The sequence below is a fragment of the Streptomyces sp. ID05-39B genome (genome assembly GCF_033794725.1).
Classification (GTDB): Bacteria; Actinomycetota; Actinomycetes; order Streptomycetales; family Streptomycetaceae; genus Streptomyces; species Streptomyces bobili.
Genome location: NZ_JARGEF010000106.1, coordinates 1 through 25303, shown reverse-complemented (window position 1 = coordinate 25303; position 25303 = coordinate 1). Strand labels below are relative to the sequence as shown.

23 protein-coding genes and 4 pseudogenes are annotated in these 25303 nt (G+C 71.7%); 7 read left to right on the top strand and 20 right to left on the bottom strand.

Annotated elements, in window-relative coordinates:
• The 8 genes from P1P75_RS22510 to P1P75_RS22475 form a co-directional block, all read right to left on the bottom strand.
• On the bottom strand, nucleotides 1-1470 hold a 1470-nt coding region (locus tag P1P75_RS22510; protein ID WP_319258104.1), incomplete at its 3' end, for an MFS transporter.
• Between the two features lie 83 nt (nucleotides 1471-1553).
• A complete protein-coding gene (fbaA, locus tag P1P75_RS22505; protein WP_150472042.1) occupies nucleotides 1554-2585 on the bottom strand; it encodes a class II fructose-bisphosphate aldolase in 1032 nt (343 codons plus the stop codon).
• A gap of 148 nt (nucleotides 2586-2733) precedes the next feature.
• Entirely contained in the window at nucleotides 2734-3285 is a 552-nt protein-coding gene (gene pyrE / locus P1P75_RS22500) for an orotate phosphoribosyltransferase (protein WP_150472041.1), read from the bottom strand.
• 9 nt (nucleotides 3286-3294) lie between these two features.
• On the bottom strand, nucleotides 3295-4083 hold the full coding sequence (locus tag P1P75_RS22495) for an aldose 1-epimerase (protein ID WP_319258102.1): 789 nt from the start codon (nucleotides 4081-4083) through the stop codon (nucleotides 3295-3297).
• A 56-nt stretch (nucleotides 4084-4139) separates the two neighbouring features.
• Nucleotides 4140-4967: an SRPBCC domain-containing protein gene (locus P1P75_RS22490; protein ID WP_319258100.1), complete on the bottom strand. Its 828-nt coding sequence runs from the start codon at nucleotides 4965-4967 to the stop codon at nucleotides 4140-4142.
• A gap of 91 nt (nucleotides 4968-5058) precedes the next feature.
• On the bottom strand, nucleotides 5059-6633 hold the full coding sequence (locus P1P75_RS22485; RefSeq protein WP_319258097.1) for a polyamine aminopropyltransferase: 1575 nt from the start codon (nucleotides 6631-6633) through the stop codon (nucleotides 5059-5061).
• A 238-nt stretch (nucleotides 6634-6871) separates the two neighbouring features.
• A complete protein-coding gene (locus P1P75_RS22480; RefSeq protein ID WP_319258095.1) occupies nucleotides 6872-7387 on the bottom strand; it encodes a DUF2617 family protein in 516 nt (171 codons plus the stop codon).
• A 375-nt stretch (nucleotides 7388-7762) separates the two neighbouring features.
• Nucleotides 7763-8092, bottom strand: coding sequence for a hypothetical protein (locus P1P75_RS22475; protein WP_319258092.1), 330 nt, complete (start codon nucleotides 8090-8092; stop codon nucleotides 7763-7765).
• A 141-nt stretch (nucleotides 8093-8233) separates the two neighbouring features.
• Between P1P75_RS22475 and P1P75_RS22470 the strand changes: the two genes are divergently transcribed.
• Entirely contained in the window at nucleotides 8234-9445 is a 1212-nt protein-coding gene (locus tag P1P75_RS22470) for a pyridoxal phosphate-dependent aminotransferase (protein ID WP_319258090.1), read from the top strand.
• Between the two features lie 17 nt (nucleotides 9446-9462).
• On the opposite strand, the gene P1P75_RS22465 is transcribed toward P1P75_RS22470, so the two are convergent.
• Together P1P75_RS22465 and P1P75_RS22460 are read right to left on the bottom strand one after the other, a co-directional pair.
• Nucleotides 9463-9813: a hypothetical protein gene (locus P1P75_RS22465; RefSeq protein WP_319258088.1), complete on the bottom strand. Its 351-nt coding sequence runs from the start codon at nucleotides 9811-9813 to the stop codon at nucleotides 9463-9465.
• Entirely contained in the window at nucleotides 9810-10295 is a 486-nt protein-coding gene (locus P1P75_RS22460; protein ID WP_319258085.1) for a prevent-host-death family protein, read from the bottom strand. Before P1P75_RS22460 ends, P1P75_RS22465 begins: the two co-directional genes overlap by 4 nt.
• Nucleotides 10296-10381: 86 nt before the next feature.
• On the opposite strand from P1P75_RS22460, the pseudogene P1P75_RS22455 reads away from it, so the two are divergent.
• Nucleotides 10382-10720 (top strand): annotated as a pseudogene (locus P1P75_RS22455) (aminotransferase class I/II-fold pyridoxal phosphate-dependent enzyme); the annotation flags it as partial.
• A gap of 239 nt (nucleotides 10721-10959) precedes the next feature.
• Here the strand turns inward: P1P75_RS22455 and P1P75_RS22450 are convergent.
• The 3 genes from P1P75_RS22450 to clpB form a co-directional block, all read right to left on the bottom strand.
• Nucleotides 10960-11247, bottom strand: a complete 288-nt coding sequence (locus tag P1P75_RS22450) for a hypothetical protein (protein ID WP_319258082.1) — start codon at nucleotides 11245-11247, stop codon at nucleotides 10960-10962.
• 563 nt (nucleotides 11248-11810) lie between these two features.
• Nucleotides 11811-12347, bottom strand: a complete 537-nt coding sequence (locus P1P75_RS22445) for a YbjN domain-containing protein (RefSeq protein WP_319258080.1) — start codon at nucleotides 12345-12347, stop codon at nucleotides 11811-11813.
• Nucleotides 12348-12483: 136 nt separating this feature from the next.
• Nucleotides 12484-15084, bottom strand: coding sequence for an ATP-dependent chaperone ClpB (gene clpB, locus P1P75_RS22440; RefSeq protein WP_319258077.1), 2601 nt, complete (start codon nucleotides 15082-15084; stop codon nucleotides 12484-12486).
• A 153-nt stretch (nucleotides 15085-15237) separates the two neighbouring features.
• Here clpB and P1P75_RS22435 point away from each other — a divergent pair, with 153 nt between their 5' ends.
• Nucleotides 15238-15651: a TIGR03618 family F420-dependent PPOX class oxidoreductase gene (locus P1P75_RS22435; RefSeq protein ID WP_319258074.1), complete on the top strand. Its 414-nt coding sequence runs from the start codon at nucleotides 15238-15240 to the stop codon at nucleotides 15649-15651.
• A 224-nt stretch (nucleotides 15652-15875) separates the two neighbouring features.
• On the opposite strand, the gene P1P75_RS22430 is transcribed toward P1P75_RS22435, so the two are convergent.
• Nucleotides 15876-16214, bottom strand: coding sequence for a hypothetical protein (locus P1P75_RS22430; RefSeq protein ID WP_150472028.1), 339 nt, complete (start codon nucleotides 16212-16214; stop codon nucleotides 15876-15878).
• A 298-nt stretch (nucleotides 16215-16512) separates the two neighbouring features.
• Between P1P75_RS22430 and P1P75_RS22425 the strand changes: the two genes are divergently transcribed.
• Nucleotides 16513-17529 carry a helix-turn-helix transcriptional regulator gene (locus P1P75_RS22425; RefSeq protein ID WP_319258071.1) on the top strand — a complete coding sequence of 339 codons (1017 nt, stop codon included), beginning with the start codon at nucleotides 16513-16515 and terminating at the stop codon, nucleotides 17527-17529.
• Nucleotides 17526-18509, top strand: coding sequence for a helix-turn-helix transcriptional regulator (locus P1P75_RS22420; RefSeq protein WP_319258068.1), 984 nt, complete (start codon nucleotides 17526-17528; stop codon nucleotides 18507-18509). The genes P1P75_RS22425 and P1P75_RS22420 overlap by 4 nt, the downstream gene beginning before the upstream one ends.
• Here P1P75_RS22420 and P1P75_RS22415 read toward each other — a convergent pair.
• Nucleotides 18472-19504: pseudogene (locus P1P75_RS22415) on the bottom strand (LuxR C-terminal-related transcriptional regulator). The gene P1P75_RS22420 and the pseudogene P1P75_RS22415 sit on opposite strands and share 38 nt — an antisense overlap.
• A gap of 427 nt (nucleotides 19505-19931) precedes the next feature.
• Here P1P75_RS22415 and P1P75_RS22410 point away from each other — a divergent pair.
• A pseudogene (locus tag P1P75_RS22410) lies at nucleotides 19932-20270 on the top strand (hypothetical protein); the annotation flags it as partial.
• Between the two features lie 30 nt (nucleotides 20271-20300).
• Nucleotides 20301-20712, top strand: a pseudogene (locus tag P1P75_RS22405) (transglutaminase family protein); the annotation flags it as partial.
• A gap of 405 nt (nucleotides 20713-21117) precedes the next feature.
• Here the strand turns inward: P1P75_RS22405 and P1P75_RS22400 are convergent.
• The 5 genes from P1P75_RS22400 to P1P75_RS22380 all read right to left on the bottom strand — a co-directional run.
• On the bottom strand, nucleotides 21118-22221 hold the full coding sequence (locus P1P75_RS22400; protein WP_319258065.1) for a substrate-binding domain-containing protein: 1104 nt from the start codon (nucleotides 22219-22221) through the stop codon (nucleotides 21118-21120).
• Between the two features lie 308 nt (nucleotides 22222-22529).
• Nucleotides 22530-22982 (bottom strand): heat shock protein transcriptional repressor HspR, encoded by a 453-nt coding sequence (locus tag P1P75_RS22395; protein ID WP_150472022.1) that lies wholly within the window; start codon nucleotides 22980-22982, stop codon nucleotides 22530-22532.
• A gap of 5 nt (nucleotides 22983-22987) precedes the next feature.
• A complete protein-coding gene (dnaJ, locus tag P1P75_RS22390) occupies nucleotides 22988-24172 on the bottom strand; it encodes a molecular chaperone DnaJ (protein WP_319258061.1) in 1185 nt (394 codons plus the stop codon).
• 42 nt (nucleotides 24173-24214) lie between these two features.
• Complete coding sequence (grpE, locus tag P1P75_RS22385; protein WP_319258058.1) at nucleotides 24215-24868, bottom strand: nucleotide exchange factor GrpE; 654 nt, start codon at nucleotides 24866-24868, stop codon at nucleotides 24215-24217.
• A partial coding sequence (locus P1P75_RS22380) for an Hsp70 family protein (RefSeq protein ID WP_319258056.1) occupies nucleotides 24865-25303 on the bottom strand: 439 nt, incomplete at its 5' end. The genes grpE and P1P75_RS22380, both read right to left, overlap by 4 nt.

Sequence of the window (25303 nt, the reverse complement as noted above, 5' to 3'; positions counted from 1 at the left end):
CCCCGGCGTCAGCCGGCCCGCCGTCCGCTCCCCCTCCAGCGGAGGCGCCAGCACAGCCCCGTGTGTCCTGCACTCCGGGCGGCGGCAGTCCGGGGCCGGGCGGCGCACGGTCGTGAAGGCGATCGCCGAGCCGACGACCAGCACCCCCGCGCACAGCACCATCGCCCGCCCGAACGCCTCGTCGAAGGCGGCGGCCGAGCGGTAGGCCTCCGCGCCCATCCCGGTCAGCAGGGGAAGCGCGGCGACCGCGACGAGGCCCGCCGCCCGTGCCGCCGCGTTGTTGATGCCGCTGGCCAGGCCCGCCCGGGAGACGTCGACCGAGGCCAGGACGGTCGCCGTCAGCGGGGCGACCAGGGCGACCAGGCCGAGGCCGAGGACCAGCACGGCGGGCAGGACATCGGCGGCGTAGGAGGCGTCGGGGCCCACCCGGAGCATCAGCAGCATCCCCGCCGCGGCCAGCAGGGGGCCGACGGTGAGCGGGATGCGCGGGCCGATCACCTCGGCCAGCTGGCCCGAGCGGGCGGAGAGCAGCAGCATGAGGACGGTCGTCGGCAGGAGGGCCGTACCCGCGCCGAGGGCGGAGTAGCCGGACACGACCTGCAGCTGGACGGCGGACAGGAAGAAGAAGCCGCCGAGGGCCGCGTACACGCACAGGGTGACCAGGTTGACGGCCGTGAACTGGCGGGACGCGAAGATGTCCGGCGGCATCATCGGGTCGGGGCGGCGGCGCTCGACGTACACGAAGGCCACCGCGGCGGCGAGGCCCGCCACCGCCGCCACGGCCACGACGACGGACCCCTCGCCCGCCTCGATCAGCGCGTACGTCACGAGGGCGAGGGCGACGGCGCCCAGCACCGCGCCCAGGACGTCGAAGCGGCCGTGGGCCTTCCCGTCGCCCGACTCGGGGACGTGCCGCAGGGCGATCGGGACGCACAGCAGGGCGAGGGGCACGTTGAGCAGGAACACCCAGCGCCAGCCGGGGCCGTCCACCAGCCAGCCGCCCAGGAAGGGCCCCACTGCCGCGCCGACGCCCCCGAAACCCGACCACAGGCCCACGGCCCGGCCCCGGTCGTCGCGGTGGAACGAGGCCTGGATGATGGCCAGCGAGCCGGGGGTGAGGAGGGCGCCGCCGATGCCCTGGAGGGCGCGGGCGGCGATCAGCGCGCCGGCGTTCGGGGCGAGCCCGCACAGCAGGGAGGCCACGGCGAACCAGATGACGCCCACCACGAAGACCTTGCGCCGGCCGTAGCGGTCGCCGAGCGAGCCGCCGAGCAGGATCAGCCCGGCCAGCGTGACCAGGTAGGCGTTGGCGGTCCACTGGAGGGCTGCGAGGTCGGCGTCGAGGTCGCGGCCGATGCGGGGCAGGGCGATGTTGACGACGGTCGAGTCCAGCAGGGCCATGCTGGACCCGAGGACCGTGGTGAACAGGACCCACCTGCCCTGGGGCGAGGCCAACCGGACATCGGGCATGGTCCCAGGTATACCGCGAGCCCGGCGCCGAAGCACCGGGCTCACTGTGAACGGACGCCTCCCGGAGAACCGGGCAGCGGCCGCTACTTGATCTTCGTGCCCGCCGAACGCAGGTTCTGCGTGGCCTCGACGACCCGCGCCGCCATGCCCGCCTCGGCCAGCTTGCCCCAGGTCCGCGGGTCGTAGGTCTTCTTGGAGCCGACCTCGCCGTCGACCTTGAGGACGCCGTCGTAGTTGCGGAACATGTGGTCGACGACGGGACGCGTGAAGGCGTACTGCGTGTCCGTGTCGAGGTTCATCTTGACGACGCCGTTCTCCAGCGCGGTCGCGATCTCCTCCGCGGAGGAGCCGGAACCGCCGTGGAAGACGAAGTCGAACGGCTGCGCGCCGGCCGCCTGGCCGTACTTGGCCGCGACGCCGTCGTTCAGCTCCTTGAGCAGGTCGGGGCGGAGCACGACGTTGCCCGGCTTGTACACGCCGTGCACGTTGCCGAAGGACGCGGCGAGCAGGTAGCGGCCCTTCTCGCCCAGGCCGAGGGCCTCGGCGGTGCGGAGCGCGTCGTCGACCGTCGTGTAGAGGGAGTCGTTGATCTCGTGCGAGACGCCGTCCTCCTCGCCACCGGTCGGGGTGATCTCGACCTCGAGGATGATGTTCGCGGCGCGCGCCTTCTCCAGCAGTTCCTGCGCGATGGAGAGGTTGTCGGCGAGGGTCTCGGCGGAACCGTCCCACATGTGGGACTGGAACAGCGGGCCCAGACCGGCCTCGACGCGCTTGCGGGAGATCTCCAGCAGCGGACGTACGTACCCGTCGAGCTTGTCCTTCGGGCAGTGGTCGGTGTGCAGGGCGACCGTGACCGGGTACTTCTCGGCGACGATGTGCGCGAACTCGGCCAGGGCGACCGCGCCGGTCACCATGTCCTTGCTGTACTGGCCGCCCAGGAACTCGGCGCCACCCGTGGAGATCTGGATGATGCCGTCGCTCTCCGCCTCCGCGAAGCCGCGCAGTGCCGCGTGCAGGGTCTGGGTCGAGGTGACGTTGATGGCCGGGTAGGCGAACTTGCCTGCCTTCGCCCGGTCGAGCATCTCGTTGTAGACCTCGGGGGTTGCGATGGGCATTCGTCCGCTCCTTGGGTGTGCGGGTTGGCTTGCTGCGTGGTTTACGGCCCTGACCTAGACCTTGGGGTTCGACGTCGTCGTCGGCCCCATCTTTCCAGACATGCGCTGTCGGTCCATGCGCCGGTCAAGTCCAGGTCATACCAGCCCGTCAGTCCAGCCCCAGTTCATCCTTCGAGAAGGCGAACAGGTACGGCACCCCCGCACCCTCCTGGATCTTCTCCGCGGCACCGGTAGCCCGGTCCACGATCGTCGCGACGCCCACCACCTCGGCGCCCGCCTCCCGCACGGCCTCCACGGCGGCCAGCGGCGACCCGCCGGTCGTCGAGGTGTCCTCGACGACCAGGACCCGGCGGCCCTTGATGTCCGGGCCCTCGACACGCCGCTGCATCCCGTGCGCCTTGGCCGCCTTGCGGACGACGAAGGCGTCCAGCCTGCGGCCCCGCGCGGCGGCGGCGTGCAGCATGGCCCCGGCGACCGGATCGGCGCCCATGGTCAGCCCGCCCACGGCGTCGAAGTCCAGCTCGGCGGTCAGGTCGAGCAGCACCTGCCCGACCAGCGGGGCGGCCTCGCCGTCGAGGGTGACGCGGCGCAGGTCGACGTAGTAGTCGGCCTCCAGACCCGAGGAAAGGGTCACCTTGCCGTGCACCACGGCCTTGTCCTTGATCTGCTGCAGCAGTGCGCCGCGTACGTCCGTCGTCATGCCCTCAGCTTAGAGGCGGGTCCAGCGCCAGGTCGTCGTGGCCTCCAGCGGCTCCAGGGGTGTGACCAGGCGCGGGAGCGTGTTCAAGCCGTTGGGCGGGCCGGTCTGGGGTTCCACGCACACGGCGGCGTCCTGCTCGTCGTAGACGACGACCCACTTCTGCGGGCTCGTCACGTCCAGCCGGAGCCGACCCGGCCAGGTGAGGGCGACAAGGACGCCGTCGGGCATGCCGAAGCAGTCGTCCCAGGGGCCGGGCTTCGGCTCGACGCGGTTGCCGGTCGGCAGATGGTCCTCGCCGCGCTCCTCCTGCCAGGCGGGGTCGAAGGCCACCTGTACGTCCTCGCCGCCCAGGTTCCGGTTGAACCAGGGGTGCCAGCCGATCTGCGCCGGGAACGACGAGCCGTGCGTCTCCACCGCCATGGACAGCGTCAGCGCGTCCGCGGTCAGCGCCACGATCTGCGTGACCCGGCCGGGATAGGGCCAGGGGTCGACCAGGTCGTACGTCAGGACGGCCTCGTCGGCCGACCTGCGGGCCACCTTCCAGGCGCCGTCGCGGACCGTGCCGTGGATGGCGTGCGGCGGGGAGTTGAGCGGCATCTGGCGGACGTCCGCCCCGTCCCGGAAGCGGCCGTCCCTGATCCGCCCGCACCAGGGCACCATCGGGAAGCATCCGAACCGTTCGCCCTGCCGCAGCAGTTCCGCGCCGCCGACGCGCAGCCCTCCGATCCGCCCGCCGTTGCCGGGCCGGACGGTCACCTCCGCGTCTCCCGCGGTCAGCGTGAAGTCTTCGTCACTCACGGGACGACCCTATCGAGGCGATCAACAGGACGCCGGGTGTCACCGGCGCGTTCCGGTCACCGTCGGCGCCGCAGCGCCCGTCCGACCACGATCGCCGAGGCCACCGCCAGCGCGGCCGCGGGGGCCGCCCAGCGCAGGGCGTTGTCCCGGGCGACGGTCTGCGGGGCCGGGACGGGGGCGTACCGGCCGCGCGGCGGGGCGTGGTCCACCTCCTCGGCACTGCGCCCGATCATCGTGCGGCGCGCGTGCGCGGCCTCGGCCGGGGGCACCCCGGCATCCGGGAACCCGGCGACGGCCTCGACGGCGTCCACCTCGTCGATGTCGTCCACCTCGTCCGCGTCCACGTCGTCGAGGTCGTCCGCGTCTGCGTCTGCGGACCCGTTCACGGAATCGACTCCGGCGAGCCCCGGCGGGGGGATCTCCGTCTCGAACACGGTGGCCGCGGCAGGGGGTTCGTCGGCCGCCGCCTCCGCCCCGAGGTTCTCCGCCCACCGCTCCAGGAGGCGTACGGCCGCCGCGTCCACGGCGTCCGCCGGGAGTTCCGCGATACGGCCGTCCGCCGTCGCCGTACCCCCGAAGCGGAGTGTGCTGGCCCCGTCGGTCTCCCGCAGCCCCAGGGTGAGCGCGAGCGTGACCGTGCCGGAGCCGCGGGCCTCGGTGGCGTCGCCCTCGACGGCGTACCCGCCGTCCTCGCGGGCGGTGACGTGCAGGGTGCCGCGGTAGGTGATGGTGTGGCCGCCGACGCGCAGCTTCAGCCGGCCCGCGACGGGCTCGGTGCCGGCGTCCTGCTGGAAACCGGGGAGCGCTCGGGCCACCTGCGCGGGGTCGGCGAGGGCCGCCCGCAGTCGCTCTGCCGGAACCGGAACGAACACCTCATGCTCCATAAGGGCGGAGCCTACCCAGCGCGTCCGCGAAAGCACCCGCCGAAACCTGGATTGCCGCCGCCCGCACACCGACCAGGCGTACCCTGCGCGCTCAGTAGCGCGGGTGCACCAGGGTGGAGGCCCGCAGCCCCGACGGTCCCGCCGGCAGTGGCCGCTCGCCCGGCGCGAGGCGCAGGTCCGGGCGGGCCCCGGTCGCGGCCAGCACGAAGCCCCAGTCGCCCCGGATCCGGTAGGGGGAGGTGCGCAGGCCCGCCGCGCGCATCGTCGTCTCGACCGTCCAGAAGGTGTGCGGCCTGGTGTCGACGGGGCCGGCGTGGACCGCGAGCCGGCCACGGGGGCGCAGGGCGCGGCGGGCGAGGCCGTAGAACTCCTGGGAGTACAGCTTCGTGCCGGCGGTGATGCCGGGGTCGGGGAGGTCGGCGATCACCACGTCGTAGGTGCCCGGCGGGGTCTCGCGCAGGCGGCGGAACGCGTCGGCGACGGTGACGCGGACCCGCGGGTCGTCGAGGGCGTGCCCGTTGAGGCGGGAGAGGCCGGGGTCGGTGCGGGCCAGCCGGATCAGGGCGGGGTCGAGGTCGACGATGTCGACGCGGTGGGTGCCGGGGCGGGCGAGGACCTCCCGGGCGGCCAGTCCGTCACCGCCGCCCAGGACGAGCACGCGCGCGTGGGGGCCGTTCATCGCGGGGCGGACCAGGGCCTGGCGGTAGCGGATCTGGTCGTGGCCGCCGCCGCGGAGCCGGCCGTCGAGGTAGAGGGCCATGGGGCGGCCGTGGGTGCCGCCGGTGAGGACGACCTCCTGGACGCCGGTGTGCAGGGCGACCCGGACCTCGTCGCCGTAGACCGCGTCGCGCGCGGCCCGCTCGAAGTCGTCGACGAGGACGGCGGCGGAGGCCAGTACGGCGAGGACGGTCACCTTGGCGACGAGGACGAGCCAGCGGGTGCGGCGGGAGAGGTCGCCGCGGAACAGGCCGAGGACGAGGGCGCCCCCGGCGATCACGTTGACCGCGCCGATCAGCAGGCAGCTGGTCAGCTGGCCCAGGAAGGGCAGCAGCAGGAAGGGGAACGCCAGGCCGCCGACCAGCGCGCCCACGTAGTCCGCGGCGAAGAGGTCGGCGACCGCGCCGCCCGCGTCCTGGCGGCGGACGCGCTGGATCAGCTCCATCAGCAGCGGGACCTCGGCGCCGATGAGCAGCCCGATGGCCAGACAGACGACGACGAGCAGGACGCGCGGGCCGTTCGCCCACAGGCCGCCCCAGCCGCCCGTCCAGGCGAACACGGCGTACAGGGCCATCGCGCTGCACCCGCCGATCAGGGCGAGGGCCACCTCGACGGCGGCGAACCCGGCGGCCGCGAGGCGGCGCAGCCGTTTGGCGGCGAGCGAGCCGATGCCCATCGCGAAGACCATGACGGACAGCACGACGCAGGCCTGGGTGACCGAGTCACCCATCAAGTACGAGGCCAGGGCGACCAGTTCGAGTTCGTACACCAGACCGCAGGCCGCACAGACGAACACGCACACGAGGACCAGGAACCGACCGATGTCCGGCCGGACGGGCAGCCGCGCGGGACCGGGCCGGTGCGGAACACCCGGCGGGTTGCCGGGCGGGGTGCCGGGCGGGGCCGCGGGCGTCGCGCCGGGCTGGACCGGTGCGTGCGGTTCGATCACGACTGCGACGTTACGTCACGAGTACGGAACGCTTCGTCACCCACAAGTGTGGACCTCGGCGTGGATCAGGTGCCGTGCGTTTGAGATCGTTCCCGTCGGAGCGGTTCGGCGGAGCGGATTCGACCGGGGCGGATTCGACCGGGGCGGGGCGGTGCGGTGCGGGGCCGTGCGGTTCGACTGACGCGGCCGGTCGGCCGGGGGCGGGGCGGTTCGACTGCGGCGGCCGGCCCGGGGCGGTTCAGCTCCTCGGTACTCGCGGGCCCACCCGCGTCCTCGTCGCCACCAGTTGGCCGTCCTGCGGGTAGGCGTGCCAGGTCCGCCAGTGCACATAGCCCTCGTGGCGCTGCGCGAGCAGGGCGGTGAAGGCGTGCGGGCTGCCCGGGAAGACGCCCGCGAGGCCGTGCGGATGGTCGGAGACCAGGGCCAGCAGTTCCTGGGCGCGGCCCGCGAACTGGCCCGGTGTCAGCACCTCGACGCGGGCCGCGAACTCGTACTCCCAGTCACCCACCCGCTTGGCCACGCCGAGGGGGAGGGGGGTGCTGCTGCCCGGGATGCACGCGACCGTCTCGGAACAAAAGCCCTGCTCCTCCTCCAGCAGTACCTGGTGCGAGGCGCCGAGCAGTCTCAACTCAAGCTTGGTGCCCGACATTTCGAGGTCGAGCGTGGCCAGGGCGGGCAGGGGTTCACGCCCCAGGGCCCAGGCCAGGTCGGCCGCGCATGTGTCGGTGTAGGAGGTGTTCAGGGTCGTGAGCATGACTCGGCTCCGCAAGAACGCAAAGAAGAGGGAAGGTCCGGCGCGCCCCGGTGATTTCCGAGGAGTGGGCCCCGGCCGGCCCGGCGTGGGGAGGACGTCCGCGCGGGACGTCCGAGGGGTCCGAGGGGCTGCGTTGGTGATGTAGAGGGAATCATGAACTGTGGCGACGCCACAGCGTTTTTACCCAACTTCGTGGGGTTTCCATCCCTCAGAGGGCTGCACAGCTCAACTGTTCAACCTCGGCGTACGCCGTGCGGCTCAGACTCACCCCCATGCGCCCCACCGCCGGCCATGGTGCGACCGCGGGACGCCCTCGGTCAGGGAGCGGCCCGCGGCCCGGATGCGGCTCCCCGGGGGGAGCTCAGCTGCCCCGTGTCAGCTGCCTCCGCCGCATCCGCCGCCTCCTCCCCCGCACGACGACGAGGATCCGCCACCGCACGAGTGACCGCCGCCCGAGTGACCACCACCGGAGTCGCTGCCCGAGCCGCTGGAGGAGTTGCACGCCACGGCGGCCCCGTCCCCGGCGGCCCACCAGCTGCCGCTGTCCCCGCTGCCGCTACTGCTACTGCTGCTGCCGGCCCTGCGTGAGCGGGCACCCGACCGGGACGGTGCCCGGTAGGAGGTGCTGCTCCTGTGGACGGCGGTGACCACGATCGCCACCACCGCGATGACTGCGAGTACCGCCAGGATGATGCCGAGAACCATGACGTCACCCTCCTTTCGAATCCCCCGAAGCGGCCCCCCGTGGGCGCCTCGCGTACCGGTGTGACCGGTGCGTGAACAGGGAATGCCCGCCTGCCCCACCTGCCAAAGCACACTTGAGGAAGTCCAGAGCTTCGGCGCAGGATGACCGGCATGACCTTCACCGCACGCCCCTTCCTCAACCGCCGTCTCGCCGAGTTCGGGACGACGGTCTTCGCCGAGATGTCCGCGCTGGCCCTGCGGACCGGGTCCATCAATCTCGGCCAGGGGTTCCCGGACACGGACGGTCCCGAGGAGGTCCGCGAGGCGGCCGTACGTGCGTTGCGGGACGGGCGGGGGAACCAGTACCCGCCGGGTCCCGGCGTGCCCGAGCTGCGGACGGCGATCGCCGAGCACCAGCATCGCCGGTACGGCCTGACGTTCGACCCGGACACGGAGGTTCTCGTCACCGCAGGCGCCACCGAGGCCATCGCGGCCACCCTGCTGGCCCTGCTGGAGCCGGGGGACGAGGTCGTCGCCCTGGAGCCGTACTACGACTCCTACGCCGCCTGCATCGCCATGGCGGGCGCGGCACGGGTGCCGGTGACGCTGCGGCCGGACCCGGAGCAGGCCCGGTTCCGCCTCGACCTCGACGAGCTGCGCGACGCGGTGACGGACCGCACGCGTCTCCTGCTGATCAACACCCCGCACAACCCGACCGGCACGGTCCTCACCCGCGAGGAGCTGACCGCCGTCGCCGAGCTGGCGGTGGAGCGGGACCTGCTGGTCGTCACCGACGAGGTGTACGAGCACCTGGTCTTCGACGACGCCGAGCACGTGCCGCCGGCCACGCTGCCGGGGATGCGCGAGCGCACGGTCACGATCGGCAGCGCCGGCAAGACGTTCTCGTTCACCGGCTGGAAGGTCGGCTGGGTGACGGCGGCGCCCGCGCTCGTCACGGCCGTGCGCTCGGCGAAGCAGTACCTGACGTACGTCGCGTCCGGGCCGTTCCAGTACGCCGTCGCCGAAGCCCTCGCGCTGCCGGACAGCTACTTCGAGGCGTTCCGCGCGGACATGCTGGCCAAGCGGGACCTGCTGTCGGCGGGCCTCACGGAGGCGGGCTTCGCGGTCTACCGGACGGCCGGCACCTACTTCATCACCACCGACATCCGCCCCCTCGGCGCCGCACTGTCCGAGAAGGGCGACGGCTTCGCCTTCTGCCGCGCCCTGCCCGAGCGGGCCGGTGTCGTCGCCATCCCCAACGCGGTCTTCTACGACCACCGCGAGGCCGGTGCGCCCTTCGTCCGCTTCGCGTTCTGCAAGCGGACAGGCGTACTGGAGGAGGCCGCGCGCCGCCTCAAGACACTGGGCGCATAGGGCCCTGGACCGTTGGGCTATTCAGTGTCCTTCGGGTGTCGCGGGGAGGCGTACACCAGGATCACGGTCGAGGTGTCCGGGCTGACCAGGTAGCGAACCCGGCCGCCGCTGGTGATCTCGTACTCCCACTGCTCCAGCTCGGAGCCCTTCCATTCTCTGGTGGCGTGCCTGCCGCGGAGTTGGTGCTGACGGTTCCAGTTGGCCCGCGACAGCGGGTCTGTGCGAAGGGCTTCCAGGCAGCGATGCGCGTTCGGCAACGCCACCCGGCACAGCTCCTCCCAACCGGTCGCGGCCTCCGTCGTCCCGTGCATGACGTTCCAGCCACTCAGCGGAGGAACGCTGACCCGATCGCCCTTCTTCGGGCTCACCCGTGCACCTCGACCGGGCCGAGGTCGACGTCACCGAGCGGACGGAATGCTTCCCTGAGCTGGTCAGGGTCGGCGTTGATGCGGGCAGTCGCCCGCCACGAGACGATCGCTCGGTGCACAGCCTCCCTGGCGCCCAGCTCAGCGGCGTCGGACAGCGCGTCCAGGAGCTCGACGGTGAACTCCCGGACTTCTTCGTCGTCCAGGTGACGCACCCACGGGAACACCTCAGGCAGCGCGAGCAGAAGCGACCTGGCGCCACCGTCCTGCTTCATCAGGGCAAGGAACAGCCGGGACGCCGTGGTCAGGTTCTCCTCGCTGCGCTCTGCGTGTATGGCCGTGGTCAGCACCATGTCGGGCGCGTCTCGGTGAGTGACACGCAGACACCCCAGGGCGGCGGCCCTCGCGGCGACCGCCTTCGGGTTCCGGGACAGATCGGTGAACGAGACGGATTCCGATTCGGATACCGAGTGCACGATGCTCATACTCAGACCGTACTCCGACTACACTCTGATTTCCATGCGGGACGGCAGCCGGCCAGGAAAAGTGGGTGCGTGAACACGGAGTGGCCTGGGTGACGGCGGCGCCCGGCCTGGTCTCGCCGGTGCGCTCGGCGAAGCAGTTCCTGACGTACGTGTCGTCCGGCCCGTTCCAGTACGCCGTCGCCGAGGCGCTGGCCCTGCCCGAGACCTACTTCGACGCCTTCCGCGCGGACATGCTGGCCAAGCGGGACCTGCTGTCGGCGGGCCTCACGGAGGCGGGCTTCGCGGTCTACCGCCCGGCGGGCACCTACTTCATCACCACCGACATCCGGCCCCTCGGCGCCGCACTGTCCGAGAAGGGCGACGGCTACGCCTTCTGCCGCGCCCTCCCGGAACGCGCGGGCGTCGTCGCCGTCCCGAACGCGGTCTAGACGACGGTGCTGGAGGAGGCGGCGGAGCGCCTGAAGGCACTGACCACATGACAGCCGATCGCATGTCCGCCAAGGGCTCCGGCCACCAAGGGCTCCGGCCACACCGGCACGGTTGCTCCGAGCCGCCGGGCACCCGGTGGCGCGACGGATGGACGGGCACCACGGCCGACGCGGAGTCGCACCGGTCCTGTCCTGGTCGGTCCGCCCACGGCTCGGGTTCACCCGTCGGGCCGGCCTCATGACCCGATCGAGGTTTCCCCGCCGGTCCTCCCGCCGGACCACCGGGCCGACCGACCCCGCGCCGCCGCGAGCGCCCGGCAGCGGCAGCTACGCAACTCGGTCCGGGACAGCCTGGCCCGCTGCCCGCCGCCCGCGATCAGGGCGTTGACCGACACCATCGGGTCGCCTCCGGTGGTCCGCGCCACCACGGCCCCGACCACCAGCGGGAGCAGCACCACCGAGAGGGCCGAACCGGTGGCGGTGACGGTCCGCAGGATGCGCGGGCGTGTGGTGTCCGTGGTCATGACGACAGTGCACCAGCCACCGGGATCCGGGGGTACCGGGCAACATACTCAGTCGCTGAGGCCGCGATACTCAGGTCACGGGGCGGGCGCGGCGAGCGCGAGCCTGGATCGCCTGATGCGCGGCCCTCCTCTTCGTCCAGGTGCCGCGCCCACGGGAACACCTCGCACGGCGGGAGCCGAAGCGGCTCTGGCCGCCCTTCAAGCCGTGCCCCCTGCGCCGCCCCGCGCCCGCCGTGCGGGGGCCGCTGCCACGATGGCCTCCAGGGCCGTCAGGTGCGCCTCCAGGGCAGTCCGGTGCGCCTCCAGGGCAGTCCGGCCCTGGACGGTCAGCGATACCCAGGTGCGGAGGGGGGCTTGCCCACGCGGCCCTTGCGTACGTGGATGTATGCGCGTTTCTCCAGGGCGGAGACGGGCTTGCTCCGCCGCACTCCGCTCGTCCACAGCCTGTGGACATCCCGTCGCATCGGCCCCGGCCCCCACGGCGAGAGCCCGGTCCTGGCTCGCGACCTTCGGGGTCGCGGTCCTGGCCGGGCTCTCTGTCGCCTGGGGCGTGCCGCGGGCGGCTACTCGTCGTCCGCGGGCTTGTCCGCTTCCGTTTCCTCGGCCGTCGTCGGCTCCAGGCCCAGCTGCTCCACGAGCCACTTGTCGAACTCGATCGCGGCGCGCACCCAGCTCACCGTCGAGGAGACGAAGAACTCGAGGTTGACGCCGGCGCCGATCAGCATCTGCGCCTCGCCGATGAGGCGGACCGTGCCGTCGTCGTGGGTGTGCGTGTAGACCTTGGGCCACAGGGTGCGGCGGTTCCAGTCGTCGATGGCCTCAAGGAGCTGGGGCTTCTCGTCGATCTGGTGGGGCCGGTCGAAGAACGTCCGCACCGAGTAGACCGCCTGGTCGCCCTCGCCGCGGAACATGAAGTACGTACGGAATTCCTCCCACGGCGCCGCGAGGTCACCCTCGTCGTCGACGACGTACTTCAGCTCCATCTGGTCGAGGAGCTGCTTGACGAGGTCCTGATCCGGAACGACGGGGCCCGCCGGTCCCTGGGGCTGCGGCTCGGGCTGGCCCCCGAAGTTCGGAATCGAGGACGGGTCGATGGTCACCGTGATTTTCCCTTCGTACGGATCCCGCCATCCTCTCCCATGCGGGGCGGGGGGTGGCAACCCCCGCCCCTCAGGGTTCGCCTCCGGTTGGCGGAATTCCGCTCAGGGCGTCTGACCGGAGGCTCGGACGCCCCGGTCAGAGCGTCTTTCCGGTCGCCGTCGGCCCCACGATCAGGCCATCTCCGAAGGCGTCCACCCGGACCGTGTCGCCGTCCTTGACCTCGCCCGCGAGGATCTCCTTGGCGAGGCGGTCGCCGATGGCGGTCTGGACGAGGCGGCGCAGCGGCCGGGCGCCGTACGCCGGGTCGTTGCCCTCGTCGGCGAGCCAGGCGAGGGCCGCCTCGGTGACCTCCAGGGTGAGGCGCCGGTCGGCGAGCCGCTTGGCGAGGCGGTCGACCTGGAGCCGGGCGATCCTGGCCAGCTCCTCCTTGTTCAGCGCGGAGAAGACGACGAGGTCGTCGAGCCGGTTGAGGAACTCCGGCTTGAAGGAGGCCCGGACGACCTCCAGGACCTGTTCCTTCTTCTCGGCCTCGGTGGAGACCGGGTCGACGAGGTACTGGCTGCCCAGGTTGGAAGTGAGCACCAGGATGGTGTTGCGGAAGTCGACCGTGCGGCCCTGTCCGTCGGTGAGGCGTCCGTCGTCGAGTACCTGGAGCAGGATGTCGAAGACCTCGGGGTGGGCCTTCTCGACCTCGTCGAGCAGCACCACGCTGTACGGCCTGCGCCGGACGGCCTCGGTGAGCTGGCCGCCCTCCTCGTAGCCGATGTAGCCGGGCGGGGCGCCGACGAGCCGGGCGACGCTGTGCTTCTCGCCGTACTCCGACATGTCGATGCGGATCATGGCCCGCTCGTCGTCGAAGAGGAAGTCGGCGAGGGCCTTGGCCAGCTCGGTCTTGCCGACGCCGGTGGGGCCGAGGAAGAGGAAGGAGCCGGTGGGGCGGTCGGGGTCGGAGATGCCGGCCCGCGAGCGGCGTACGGCGTCGGAGACGGCCCGGACGGCCTCGCCCTGGCCGATGAGGCGCCTGCCCAGCTCCTCCTCCATGCGCAGCAGTTTCTGCGTCTCGCCCTCCAGGAGGCGGCCGGCCGGGATGCCGGTCCAGGAGGCGACGACGTCGGCGATGTCGTCGGAGCCGACCTCGTCCTTGACCATGGTGTCCCTGGCGGCTTCCTCCTCGGCCTCGGAGGCGGCCTCCAGGTCGCGCTCGAGGGCGGGGATCTCGCCGTAGAGGAGCTTGCTGGCGGTGTCGAAGTCGCCGTCGCGCTGCGCCCGTTCGGCCTGGCCGCGCAGGTCGTCGAGCCGTTCCTTCAGCTCGCCGACCCGGTTGAGGGACTGCTTCTCCTTCTCCCAGCGGGCGTTGAGGCCGCGCAGTTCCTCCTCCTTGTCGGCGAGGTCGCGGCGGAGCTTCTCCAGGCGCTCGCGGGAGGCGGGGTCGGTCTCCTTGTCGAGTGCCAGTTCCTCCATCTTCAACCGGTCGACGACGCGCTGGAGTTCGTCGATCTCGACAGGGGAGGAGTCGATCTCCATGCGCAGCCGGGAGGCCGCCTCGTCGACGAGGTCGATGGCCTTGTCGGGGAGGAAGCGGGAGGTGATGTACCGGTCGGACAGGGTGGCCGCGGCGACCAGCGCGCTGTCGGCGATCTGGACCTTGTGGTGGGCCTCGTAACGGCCCTTGAGGCCGCGCAGGATGGCGATGGTGTCCTCGACCGACGGTTCGGCGACCAGTACCTGCTGGAAGCGCCGCTCCAGAGCCGCGTCCTTCTCGATCCGTTCGCGGTACTCGTCGAGGGTCGTCGCGCCGACCATGCGCAGTTCGCCGCGGGCGAGCATCGGCTTCAGCATGTTGCCGGCGTCCATCGAGGAGTCGCCTCCGGCGCCGGCTCCGACGACGGTGTGCAGTTCGTCGATGAAGGTGATGATCTGCCCGTCGGAGGCCTTGATCTCGGCGAGGACGGTCTTCAGCCGTTCCTCGAACTCGCCGCGGTACTTCGCGCCGGCGACCATGGCGCCGAGGTCGAGGGAGACGAGCCGCTTGTTCTTGAGGGACTCGGGCACGTCCCCCTTGACGATCCGCTGGGCGAGGCCCTCGACGACGGCGGTCTTGCCGACGCCGGGCTCACCGATGAGTACCGGGTTGTTCTTGGTACGACGGGACAGCACCTGGACGACCCGCCGGATCTCGGTGTCCCGGCCGATGACCGGGTCGAGCTTGCCCTCGCGGGCGGCGGCGGTGAAGTCGGTGCCGAACTTCTCCAGCGCCTTGTACTGGCCCTCGGGGTCGGCGCTGGTCACCCGGCGTCCGCCGCGGGCCTTGCGGAAGGCGTCCAGCAGCTTCTTCGCGGTGGCCCCCTGCCGGTCGAGCACCTCGCCGGCCAGGCCGCCCTTCGCGGCGGTGCCGATGAGCAGGTGTTCGGTGGAGAGGTACTCGTCGCCGAGGTCCTGGGCGACGCCCTGGGCGTGTGCGATCACCGCGAGGAGTTCGCGGTTGGGCTGTGGCGGCGCCACCGTGGACCCGGCCACGCTGGGCAGCGAGCCGAGCACCTTCTCGGCGCCCGCGCGCACGGCGGCCTGGTCGGCGTCGACGGCGGCGAGCAGATCGACGATGTTCTCGTTGTCCTGCCCCTGGAGCAGCGCGAGGAGCAGGTGTGCCGGTGTGAGGTCGGGGTGCCCTTCGGACAGGGCTCGGTTGCCGGCGGTCTGGATGGCTTCCCGGCTCCGGTTGGTCAGCTCTGCGTCCACTTTCGCTGTCTCCTCCTTGCGTCAGCCGTCGTCACCGAGGTGTCAGTGCCGTCATCACAGTGCCGTCACCACTGACCCTGTCAGCGTACACAAACTTGAGTCTATTCCACTCAAGGTTGAGTCCGGGAGTCCCTCGAGGGCTAGGTTCCGACCATGGCCGCATACCCGCAGGACCCGGGCGCTCCCGACGCGCCGTACCTCGATTTCTGGCGTGAAAGACACCTGTGCACCCTGACCACACCACGCCCCGACGGCTCGCCGCACGTGGTTCCGGTCGGAGTGACGTACGACCCCGCGGGCCGGCTGGCCCGGGTGATCGCGGACAAGGCGAGCACCAAGGTGGGCAACGTGCTCGCGGCGGGCGGGGAGGGCGCCCGGGTGGCGGTCTGCCAGGTGGACGGGCGGCGCTGGGCCACGCTGGAGGGCCGGGCCTTCGTCCGAGCCGACCCGGAGCGGGTCGCGGAGGCGGAACGCCGTTACGCGGAGCGCTACGGGCGGGCACCGCGCCCCAATCCCACGCGCGTGGTGATCGAGATCGAGCTGACGCGGGCGATGGGGCGGGGGTGACCGTTGCGCCGGGGTGGGCTGCGGGCTGCGGGCGGGTGACCGTGTGCGCCGGGCGGGCTGCGGGCGAGTGACTTGATCCACACCGGCGGTTTCCGGCCACCTCACAGAGGCTCCATATCCGCAGATGTCACCACGAACGACAGCGGCGTCACCGTGTTCAGGTCACGGTGACGCCGCTGCCGGGGGGAAGCACCTGAGCGATCTGTTACGACGGGGGAATCGCGTCAGGCACTGCGGGGGGTGGCTGAGATGGTCCTGGGGGCGGCCGGAGCGGCCGACTCCGCCAGTTGGTGGTCACGCTGATCGAGGTTGACGAAGATCATTCCGTACCGGATGGCACACCGCACGGGCTGGGGGGCTCCTCGGGGCTTGCGCAGACACCGGTACGCGCGCACGTCGTCCTCGTCGTCCCGCGTCACGACGACCGGCTCCCCGAACACCGTCACCATCAACGAGTCACCACTGTGGGGGATGGCGGTGACCAGGTCGATGAAGTGCCAGCCCGAGCGGTAGGCCGTGGCCATCTCGCGGCGGAAGGAGCGGTCGTCGGGCGGGGTGGTCACGTCAACTCCTCTCCGTTCCCGTCCCGGCCGCCGGCGCGATGTCGCCGGAGGCGGTAGGACCGGAGACGGCCACTGCGGGCCAGGCGGTGTCCGCCCGGATCTCGCTCTTCTCGCTCGAGAGGCCACCCAGTACTCCGACAGCCGCAACGGCGGAGAAGGCGGCGACAAGCGCCCTGCGAAGCAATCTCTTACGCATAGTCGGCTTCGTCCTCACGTGAAGTCCCTCTTCCCCCGTCGGATAAGACGATGGCTCATTCGGACACGTCATGGCCACACAATCAATGCATCATGTTCCTGCATGTTCAGGACCCTGGGGGGTGGAGATTTGACAACGAATCGGGCTAATAGGGCACATCCCCATGCGGTGGCCGAACTGTGCGAGGAGGGCAGCCGACTCTACGCGGACGCGTTGCGAACCGGACGAGTTGCCCGGTCCGCCGTGGAATCGGCTCCCTGCCTGGTGGAATTCGCCCTCCTGCACCCCGACCCCGACGACCCCGAGTGGCTGCGACCCACCCCGCCGGCCCTCGCGCTCGCCCAGCGGCTCAACCCGATCGAACACGAGATCGCCGAGCGCAGGCGGGTGTCCGTCCAGCTGTCCGAGGTGTTCGAACCGTTCATGGCCCTGAGCGTCCAGACGGCCACGCACGCCGACTCCATCACCGTGCTGGAGGGCGGCGCCCGGATCAACACGGCACTCAACCTCGCCACCTCGCAGTGCCAGTCCGAGGTGCTCACCATCCAGCCGAGCGGCAACCGCCCGGAACGCAGCCTCACCCAGGGTCTGGAACGCGACCGCCCGCTCATCGACCGCGGCGTCCGCATCCGCACGCTCTACCAGCACACCGCCCGCTACAGCCCCGAGAAACTCGCCTACACCGCCCGCCTCTCCGACGGAAAGGCCGAGTACCGCACCATCGACGAGGTGGTCGACCGCCTGATCATCTGCGACGAGACGGTCGCCTTCGTCCCGGCGCGCGAGGACCAGCAGGTCGCCCTCGAACTGCGCCACCCCGGCCTGGTGCGCTACCTGATCAAGGTTTTCGAGTTCCTCTGGGACCGCGCCGTCCCGCTCAGCACCGGCGCCCCCTACGAGACGGCCGCCGACGGCATCACCGAGATCCAGCACTCCATCGCCAAGCTGCTCGTCGAGGGCCACGTCGACGAGGCCATCGCCCGCCGCCTCGGCATGAACGTACGCACCTGCCGGGCCCATATCGCCAAGCTCGCGGCGCTCCTCGGCAGCGGCAGCCGGGCTCAGCTCGGCTTCCTCATCGCCCAGTCGGGAATCCTCGGGCAGGACATCGGCGGATGACGGCGCCCGTCCACGACCACAGCCCCGACGCGCCCTGTCAGGCGGCCCTGGACCTGTACGCGCGCGCCCTGCGGTCCGGTCACGTCCTCGCGCACGAGGCCGCCTCACCACCGTGTGCCGTCCACGCCGGGCTGCTCCGGCCGGACCACCGGGATCCCGGCCGGCTGCTCCCGGTGGCACCGGCCGTCGCCCTGCCCCGGCTGCTGCGCGCCGTCGCCGACGACATCGCCGACCGCCGTCGGCGGGAGACCCGGCTGGCCGAGGCGTTCGAACCGCTGCTCGCCCTCGCCGCGCCGGACGGCGACGCCACCGGCACCGGCGAGATCCACATGCTGAGCGGGCTCGACCGGATCAACTCCGTCATCACCCGGACCATGGCGGGGGCCTCGCGCGAGGTGCTCGCCATCCAGCCGCACGCCGGCCACGCGGGACCGCCCCGCGCCATCCACAGCCAGGCCCTGGACCGCGATCAGGCCTTCCTGGACCGCGGCGGCCGTATCCGCACCCTCTACCAGCACACCACCCGCCACGCGCCCACCGTGCTGGCCCGCTACGACCGGCTGCACGGGGACGTCCAGGCCCGCTCCCTCGACGAGGTCACCGAACGCCTGCTGGTCATCGACCGCAGCGTGGCCTTCATCCCGGCCGTCAAGGACCGCACCCTCGCCCTGGAGATCCGGCTGCCCCCGCTGGTGGACTACCTGGGCACCACCTTCGACCGCCTGTGGCGGCTGGCCACGCCGATGTTCCCGGAGACGGTCACCCAGCCCACCCTGAACGGCGTCACCCCGCGCCAGCGCGCCATCGCCGCGCTCCTCGTCGAGGGCCACACCGACGCCGTCATCGCCGACCGCCTCGGCATGAACGTCCGTACGGCCCGGGTACACATCGCCAAACTGGCCGCCACCCTGGGCAGCGAGAGCCGCGCCCAGCTCGGCTACCTCATCGGGCGCTCGGGGATCCTCGAACCGGAGGGCTGAGCGACGTCCGCACCGAGCGGCACGTCCAGGCCCACCTGCGCGATCCGCACCCCGAGCTGGGTCCGGCTGGCCGCGCCGAGCGTCTCCGACAGGCGGGCGATGTGCGCGCGGCAGGTCCGCACGCTGATGCCGAGGCGTTCGGCGATGACCGCGTCCTGGTGCCCCTCCGCCAGCAGCGCCGCGATGGACTGCTCCCGGTGCGAGACGCCCTCGATACGGGGGTCGGGCAGCGGGGCGGTCAGGGGCGCCGCCAGCCGCCAGAGCCGTTCGAAGACCGTGCCGAGGTAGCCGACCAGCGCCGGGTGGCGCAGCTCCAGCGCCATCGTGCGGTCGGCGTTGGCGGGGATGAAGGCGACCGTGCGGTCGAAGAGGATCAGCCGGTCGATGACCTCGTCGAGGGTGCGGGCCTCGACCGCGTCGCCCATCAGTTCCAGGTAGTTGAGCAGGCCCTGGCCGTGCCGGGCCACATGGTTGTAGAGGTCGCGCATCCGTACGCCCCGCCCGCGCAGGGCGAGTGCCCGGTGCAGTCCCTCGGACAGCTCGTGCTCGCGCCGGATGCCGCCGGGCTGCACGGTCAGCACCTCGGTGGTGCACGCCTCGGTGGCCTCGTCAAGGGCGGCCTGGATACGGGAGGCGCCGTCCAGGACGCGGATGGCCACGCCCTCCCCGGCCGCCGTGCCCGGCGCGGGGCCGCCCAGACCGGCGTACCACTCGAAGGCGGCGACGGCCGAGCCCATCCGCTGCCGGCTGGCGCTCACCTCGTCGTAGAGCCCGTGCAGCAGCCGGGTCATGACCTCCTGCGGGGAGGTCGGGACCAGCCAGTCCATGTCGTCGGGGTCGGGGTGCAGCAGGGCGAGGTCCAGCAGGCAGGGGACCGGCTCGGCGTCCAGTCGCGGCACCCGGCCCCGCCGTACGGCCCGGGAGTACACGCGGTCCCCGGCCTCGCACAGTCGGTCAGCACCGTGAGGATGCTCCTCCGCCCCGTGCCCGGCCATCGCCCATCCCACCCCCGCCGTCCGCGTGTCGCGCGTCGTCCGCGTTTTCCGCAGCGCAACTATGCGCGGCCCCGGACCGCCTCCGCAACACGGCTCGTCCCCAAGTCCCCCTGGAGTTCCACCCATTTTCGCTGGTTCCTCCCGGCCTCCGCCCCTCACGTCTGCAACAAGCTGATGCTCCCCGCGTACGCCCGGCGGGAACCCGTCCGAGTCCCGTACACCGTGCGCTCCAGGAAACCGCCGAGTGATCGCCGCGTTACGTCCCGCGTCCAACGTCCCCTCATGGCAGACATGTTCGACGCGTACGCGTTGGCCGACGCGTGGGACGAGATGTTCGAGGCCGGGTGAGGCCAGGACCGCCTGCGAGCCGGTGCCGGCGGCGCTCCAGCCGATCGAACCGGGTGAACTGCGCCTCCGGGCGGACCAGATGGCCCGCGCGTTCACCGACCGGGGCGTGACCTACGCCTTCGCCGACGGGCAACGGCCCTGGCCGCGGGACCTCGTGCCGAGGATCCCCGACGCCCTGGAGTGGGACTCCTGCACCGACCGAGGGGTGAGTCAGCGGGTACCAGCCCTGGCCCTGGGGGCCTGTCCGGCCGACGCCTACGGCCCTGCCGGGCCTTCGAGGACGGGGTGGTGCCGTGGCGGCTGCTGCTGGGCTCCCCGCACTTCCACGGGCGGCCCACGGGGTCGAACCGCCCGGCGGGGTACGTACCCAGTCGCCGGCATCGGCCTCGTGCGGGACGAGGCCGGCGAGTTCCGGGTGCTGGAGGACAACGTCCGGGTGCCCAGCGGCGTGTCCGCCCTGGTCGCCGACCGGGTGACCTGCCTGCCCGGCGTCACGACCGTGAACACCTCGGCCGCCGGGGCCTGGGAGCAGGGCGCGGGCGTCTGCCAGGACATCGCCCACCTCACCCTCGGCCTCCTGCGCGGCCTGGGCCTGCCCATCCGGTACGTCTCCGGCTGCCTCCACCCCGCGCGAGGCGAACTGCGCCGCCCGATGGCCGGCCAGAGCCACGCCTGGGCCGAGTACTGGGCGGGCGGCTGGTACGGCCACGACCCCACCCACCGCACCCGCGCCGACGGATTGCACGTGGTGGTCGGCCGGGGCCGCGACTACGACGACGTCACCCCGCACAAGGGCATCCACCGGGGTGTGGCGGGCTGCCCGCCGGAGGTGACGGTGGAAGTTCACCCGGGTGGCGTGAACGCGGCACAGGGGGCGCTCAGGGCCTCGCACGGGGTCTGCCCCACCGGCGCCTCGTGGCCCACGACCCGGTTCGGGCCCGGGAGGCAGTGGCCGGCACCGTGGCGGGTTCCTGGCCGACGAGGGTGAAGCCGCGTCCCTGGTGGCCCCGCCGCAGGCAGCAGGACGTCGTGGGCCCGCGGGCCCACGCTCCGGTGACCGGCCGCGCGCGAAGGCCGGGGGCGGGCGCCGCAGAGGACCGCCCGCGCCACTCCGGCTGTGGGCGGAGGCGGTATGCCGGCTCCCTCGTCCAAGCCGAGGGCGCGTGGGCGCGTAGGAGGCGCCTGGGCGCGTGGGCCGGCTTCGCCCACGCGACCGTGACCGACCGGCGCGGACGGCGCCGCCGTCCGCCAGCGGCTCGCCCCGGTCACTTCAGCTTGAGGGCCTGGCAGGCGGCGGCGTACTTGGCGGTGCAGATGTCGGACGCCTTGTAGATGCCGTCCGCGATCACGGTGTCCTTGATGTTCGTCTTCGTCAGCGCCACCACGGTCACCAACTGGGCCGAGATCTTCTTGTCGGTGGGGCTGTCGACCTTGTCGCGGGTCAGGGCGTCGAACTCGATGTCGCGGCCCTGGACCTTCGCGACGGCCATCTCCGCGGCCGCCTCCGCCATCTGCGGGTAGGGCTTGTACACGCTCATGTACTGCTCGCCGCTGATGATCCGCTGCACCGCGGGCAGCTCCGCGTCCTGGCCGGTGATCGGCGGCAGGTCCTCGACGCCCGCGGCGCGCAGGGCCTTGATGATGCCGCCGGCCATGGCGTCGTTGGCGGAGTAGACGCCGGCGATGTCGCCCTTGCCGATCTCCTCGATCGCCTTGGCCATGTTGGCCTGGGCGACCTCCGGGCTCCAGTCCGTGGTGTCGAAGGACGCGGCGATCGTCACCCGGCCGCTCAGCTCCGACATCGCGCCGTCCTTGAACTGCTTGGCGTTCGGGTCGGTGAGCGAGCCGTTCATCATGACGATCTTGTCGGCGGTGCTGGCGCCGTCCAGGGACTCCACCAGCGTGCGGCCCTGCACCTCGCCGACCAGCTCGTTGTCGAAGGAGACGTACGCGTCGATCGGGCCCTCGGCCAGCCGGTCGTAGGCGATGACCGGGATACCGGCGTCCTTGGCCTTGCGCACGGTGTCCGCGATGGCGTGCGAGTCGACGGCGTCGAGCAGGATGATGTCGACCTTCTCGTCGATCATCCGCTCCATCTGGGTCACCTGCGTCGCGTTCTTCGCGTCCGCGTTGGCGTACTCGGTCTTGCCCTTGTTGCCGGTGAGTGAGGCGACCTTCGCCTTGATGATGGGGTAGTCGAACTCCTCGTAACGGGTGTTCGTCTTCTCCGGCATCAGCACACCGACGGTGATGTCGTTGCTCTTCGTCGGCGTCGCTTCACCGCTGCTCTCCGTCGCGCTCAGCATCCCGCATCCGGCGAGCGAGAGGGACATCGTGGAGGCAGCCACGGCTATGGCGATACGACGCATTCGAGGGCTCACTTCAGGTGCGTTTCCGGACATGGGTGCGACATGTTGACCCAGGTAGCTCAAAAGCCAACGCGGCGGCGCCCGTCGACGTCAAGGCGTACTACTTAACGAAGTGACAACATCACCCTCCGCTTAGCACGTGAAGACGCATGGAGACGAGCCGGAAACCTCTCCAAACACCCTTTACCAACCCTTCACGCCGGGCGAGTTCACGAGCCGCCCCTCGCGAGCCGGGGCGGCTGCGGGGAAGGGCCCGGAGGATCGGCCTCCGGGCCCTTCACCTGTCGCACTCGTTGTCGCGTCGTCAGTCAGTCCGAGGACTGCTGCCGCTTCGGCCGCCACACCACCAGCGCGCTGGTCTGCTGGACCTCCTGGTACGGCACCAGGTCGCGCCGGTAGGACGCGTGCACGGCGGCCTCACGTTGCTGCATGGCCGCCGCCGCGCCGTCCAGTGCCGACTCCAGCTCCGCTATGCGGGACTGGAGGGCCAGGACCTGGTTCTCCAGCTCGATGATCCGCTTGATGCCCGCCAGGTTGATGCCCTCGTCCTGCGACAACTGCTGGACGGTGCGCAGCAGTTCGATGTCGCGGGCCGAGTAACGGCGGCCCCGGCCGGCGGTGCGGTCCGGGGACACCAGGCCAAGGCGGTCGTACTGACGCAGGGTCTGCGGGTGCAGGCCGGAGAGCTGGGCCGCCACCGAGATGACGTAGACCGGGGTCTCCTCGGTCAGTTCATACGGATTGCGCCGACGGCCGTCCATCACTCTCAAGCTCCCTTCGCTGCCTCGAACAGCTCTGCCCGCGGGTCCTCGTCCGCGGTCGCCTCGCGATACGCCTCCAGTGCGTCACGAGCCTTCCCCGACAGGTCCTTGGGAACACTTACCTCGACGGTGACCAGCAGATCGCCACGGGTGCCGTCCTTACGGACCGCGCCCTTGCCGCGCGCCCTCATGGTGCGCCCGTTGGGCGTGCCGGGCGGCAGCTTCAGCGTGAGGGACGGGCCGCCCAGCGTGGGCACCCTGACCTCTCCGCCGAGGGCGGCCTCCGTGAACGTCACCGGCACGGTCACCGTGAGGTTGTCGTCCTTGCGGCCGAAGACCGGGTGCTTGTCGACATGGACGAGCACATACAGATCGCCGGCCGGACCGCCGCGCTCACCGGGCGCCCCCTTGCCGCGCAGCCGGATGCGCTGCCCGTCGGTGACGCCCGCCGGGATGCGGACCTGCATGGTGCGGGAGGACTTGGCGCGGCCGCTGCCCTTGCACTCCATGCAGGGGTGCTCGGCGATCAGACCGCGGCCCTTGCAGTCCGGGCAGGGGTCGGTCAGCGAGAACCCGCCGCCCGTGCCCCGCGCCACCTGGCCGGTGCCGACGCAGGTCGGGCACACGCGCGGCGTGCCGTTCTTGTCGCCGGTGCCGGAGCAGGCCTTGCACGGGGACTGCGAGGACATGCGCAGCGGGACCGTCGCGCCCTCGATGGCTTCCGTGAAGGTGAGGGTGACCTCGGTGTCGATGTCCTGGCCGCGCCGGGGCTGGGTACGGGTTCCCGTGCCCGCGCCGCCCCGGTTGAACAGTCCGCCGAAGACATCGCCGATTCCGCCGCCGAAGCCGCCGGCCTGACCGCCACCGCCGCCCTGGGCACCCCCGAAGAGGTCGCCCAGGTCGAAGTTGAAGGAGCCGCCGCCCGCGCCCGGCCCCGGACGGAAGCCGCCGTTGCCGAAGAGGGCGCGTGCCTCGTCGTACTCCTTGCGCTTCTTGGGGTCGCCGAGGATGTCGTTCGCCTCGGAGATCTCCTTGAAGCGCTCCTCGGCCTTGGCGTTGCCCGTGTTGGCGTCCGGGTGGAACTCGCGGGCGAGCTTGCGGTACGCCTTCTTGATCTCGGCCTCGGTGGCGTCCTTGGGGACGCCGAGGACCTTGTAGTAGTCCTTCTCGATGAAGTCCTTGGTGCTCATGCTCGACGTCCCTCCTTCCCCATCGCACTCATCCGTTCAAGCTCAGCCCTCGTCCGGGCCACCGCTCTCCTTGTCGTCTCCGGCCTCCGCCTCGTCGGCCTTGACGGCCTGGGCGCCGGGCTGGGGCTCGGCGACGGCCACGCGCGCGGGGCGAATGGTGCGCTCGCCGATCCGGTACCCGGGCTGCAGGATCGCCACGCACGTCGTCTCGGTGACGTCCGGCGCGTAGCTGTGCATCAGCGCCTCGTGGATCGTCGGGTCGAAGGGCTCGCCCTCCTTGCCGAACTGTTGCAGGCCCATCTTGGCCGCCACGGTCTCCAGCGACTCGGCGACGGACTTGAACCCGCCGACGAGTTCGCCGTGTTCCCGCGCGCGGCCGATGTCGTCGAGCACGGGCAGGAGTTCGGTCAGGAGGTTCGCGACGGCGATCTCCTTGACCGCGATCCGGTCCCGCTCGACCCGGCGGCGGTAGTTCTGGAACTCGGCCTGGAGCCGCTGGAGGTCCGCCGTGCGCTCGTCGAGCGCCTTGCGGGCCTGGTCCAGCTGGGCCACCAGTGCCGCTGTCTGGTTCGCGTCCCCGGCCGGGGCCGGCTCCTCCGCCGCAGCGGAGGAGCCGGCCTTCGGCTCGGCGTCTTCAGGGGTGGCGCCGGAGGGGACGTCGGGCTTCTCCTCGAAGCCCGGAGTCTCCTCGGTCACGCGGCACCGTCCTTGCGCTCGTCGTCCACGATCTCGGCGTCCACGACGTCGTCGTCGGCCTTGGCACCGGCGCCCGGAGCCTCGCCGCCGGCGGCCTGACCGGCCTGGGCGTCGGCGTACATGGCCTGGCCCAGCTTCTGGGAGACGGCCGCGACCTTCTCGGTGGCGGTGCGGATCTCGGCGGTGTCCTCGCCCTTGAGCGATTCCTTCAGCTCGGCGATCGCGGACTCGACCTCGGTCTTGATCTCGCCCGGGACCTTGTCCTCGTTGTCCTTGAGGAACTTCTCCGTCTGGTAGACGAGCTGCTCGCCCTGGTTGCGTGCCTCGGCGGCCTCGCGGCGGGCGTGGTCCTCCTCCGCGTACTTCTCGGCCTCCTGGCGCATGCGGTCGACCTCGTCCTTCGGCAGCGAGGAGCCGCCGGTGACGGTCATCTTC

Bases quoted from the DNA above. Each gene is read 5' to 3' on its own strand.
- P1P75_RS22480 (WP_319258095.1), bottom strand. From the start codon at position 7,387: ATGCTCACGACCCTGAACACCTCCTACACCGACACATGCGCGGCCGAC.
- P1P75_RS22420 (WP_319258068.1), top strand. From the start codon at position 17,526: ATGACGGCGCCCGTCCACGACCACAGCCCCGACGCGCCCTGTCAGGCG.
- P1P75_RS22425 (WP_319258071.1), top strand. From the start codon at position 16,513: ATGTTCAGGACCCTGGGGGGTGGAGATTTGACAACGAATCGGGCTAAT.
- P1P75_RS22400 (WP_319258065.1), bottom strand. From the start codon at position 22,221: ATGCGTCGTATCGCCATAGCCGTGGCTGCCTCCACGATGTCCCTCTCG.
- P1P75_RS22490 (WP_319258100.1), bottom strand. From the start codon at position 4,967: ATGGAGCATGAGGTGTTCGTTCCGGTTCCGGCAGAGCGACTGCGGGCG.
- P1P75_RS22460 (WP_319258085.1), bottom strand. From the start codon at position 10,295: ATGAGCATCGTGCACTCGGTATCCGAATCGGAATCCGTCTCGTTCACC.
- fbaA (WP_150472042.1), bottom strand. From the start codon at position 2,585: ATGCCCATCGCAACCCCCGAGGTCTACAACGAGATGCTCGACCGGGCG.
- P1P75_RS22395 (WP_150472022.1), bottom strand. From the start codon at position 22,982: ATGGACGGCCGTCGGCGCAATCCGTATGAACTGACCGAGGAGACCCCG.
- pyrE (WP_150472041.1), bottom strand. From the start codon at position 3,285: ATGACGACGGACGTACGCGGCGCACTGCTGCAGCAGATCAAGGACAAG.
- P1P75_RS22450 (WP_319258082.1), bottom strand. From the start codon at position 11,247: ATGACCACGGACACCACACGCCCGCGCATCCTGCGGACCGTCACCGCC.
- P1P75_RS22435 (WP_319258074.1), top strand. From the start codon at position 15,238: ATGGCCGCATACCCGCAGGACCCGGGCGCTCCCGACGCGCCGTACCTC.
- dnaJ (WP_319258061.1), bottom strand. From the start codon at position 24,172: ATGAGCACCAAGGACTTCATCGAGAAGGACTACTACAAGGTCCTCGGC.
- P1P75_RS22475 (WP_319258092.1), bottom strand. From the start codon at position 8,092: ATGGTTCTCGGCATCATCCTGGCGGTACTCGCAGTCATCGCGGTGGTG.
- P1P75_RS22470 (WP_319258090.1), top strand. From the start codon at position 8,234: ATGACCGGCATGACCTTCACCGCACGCCCCTTCCTCAACCGCCGTCTC.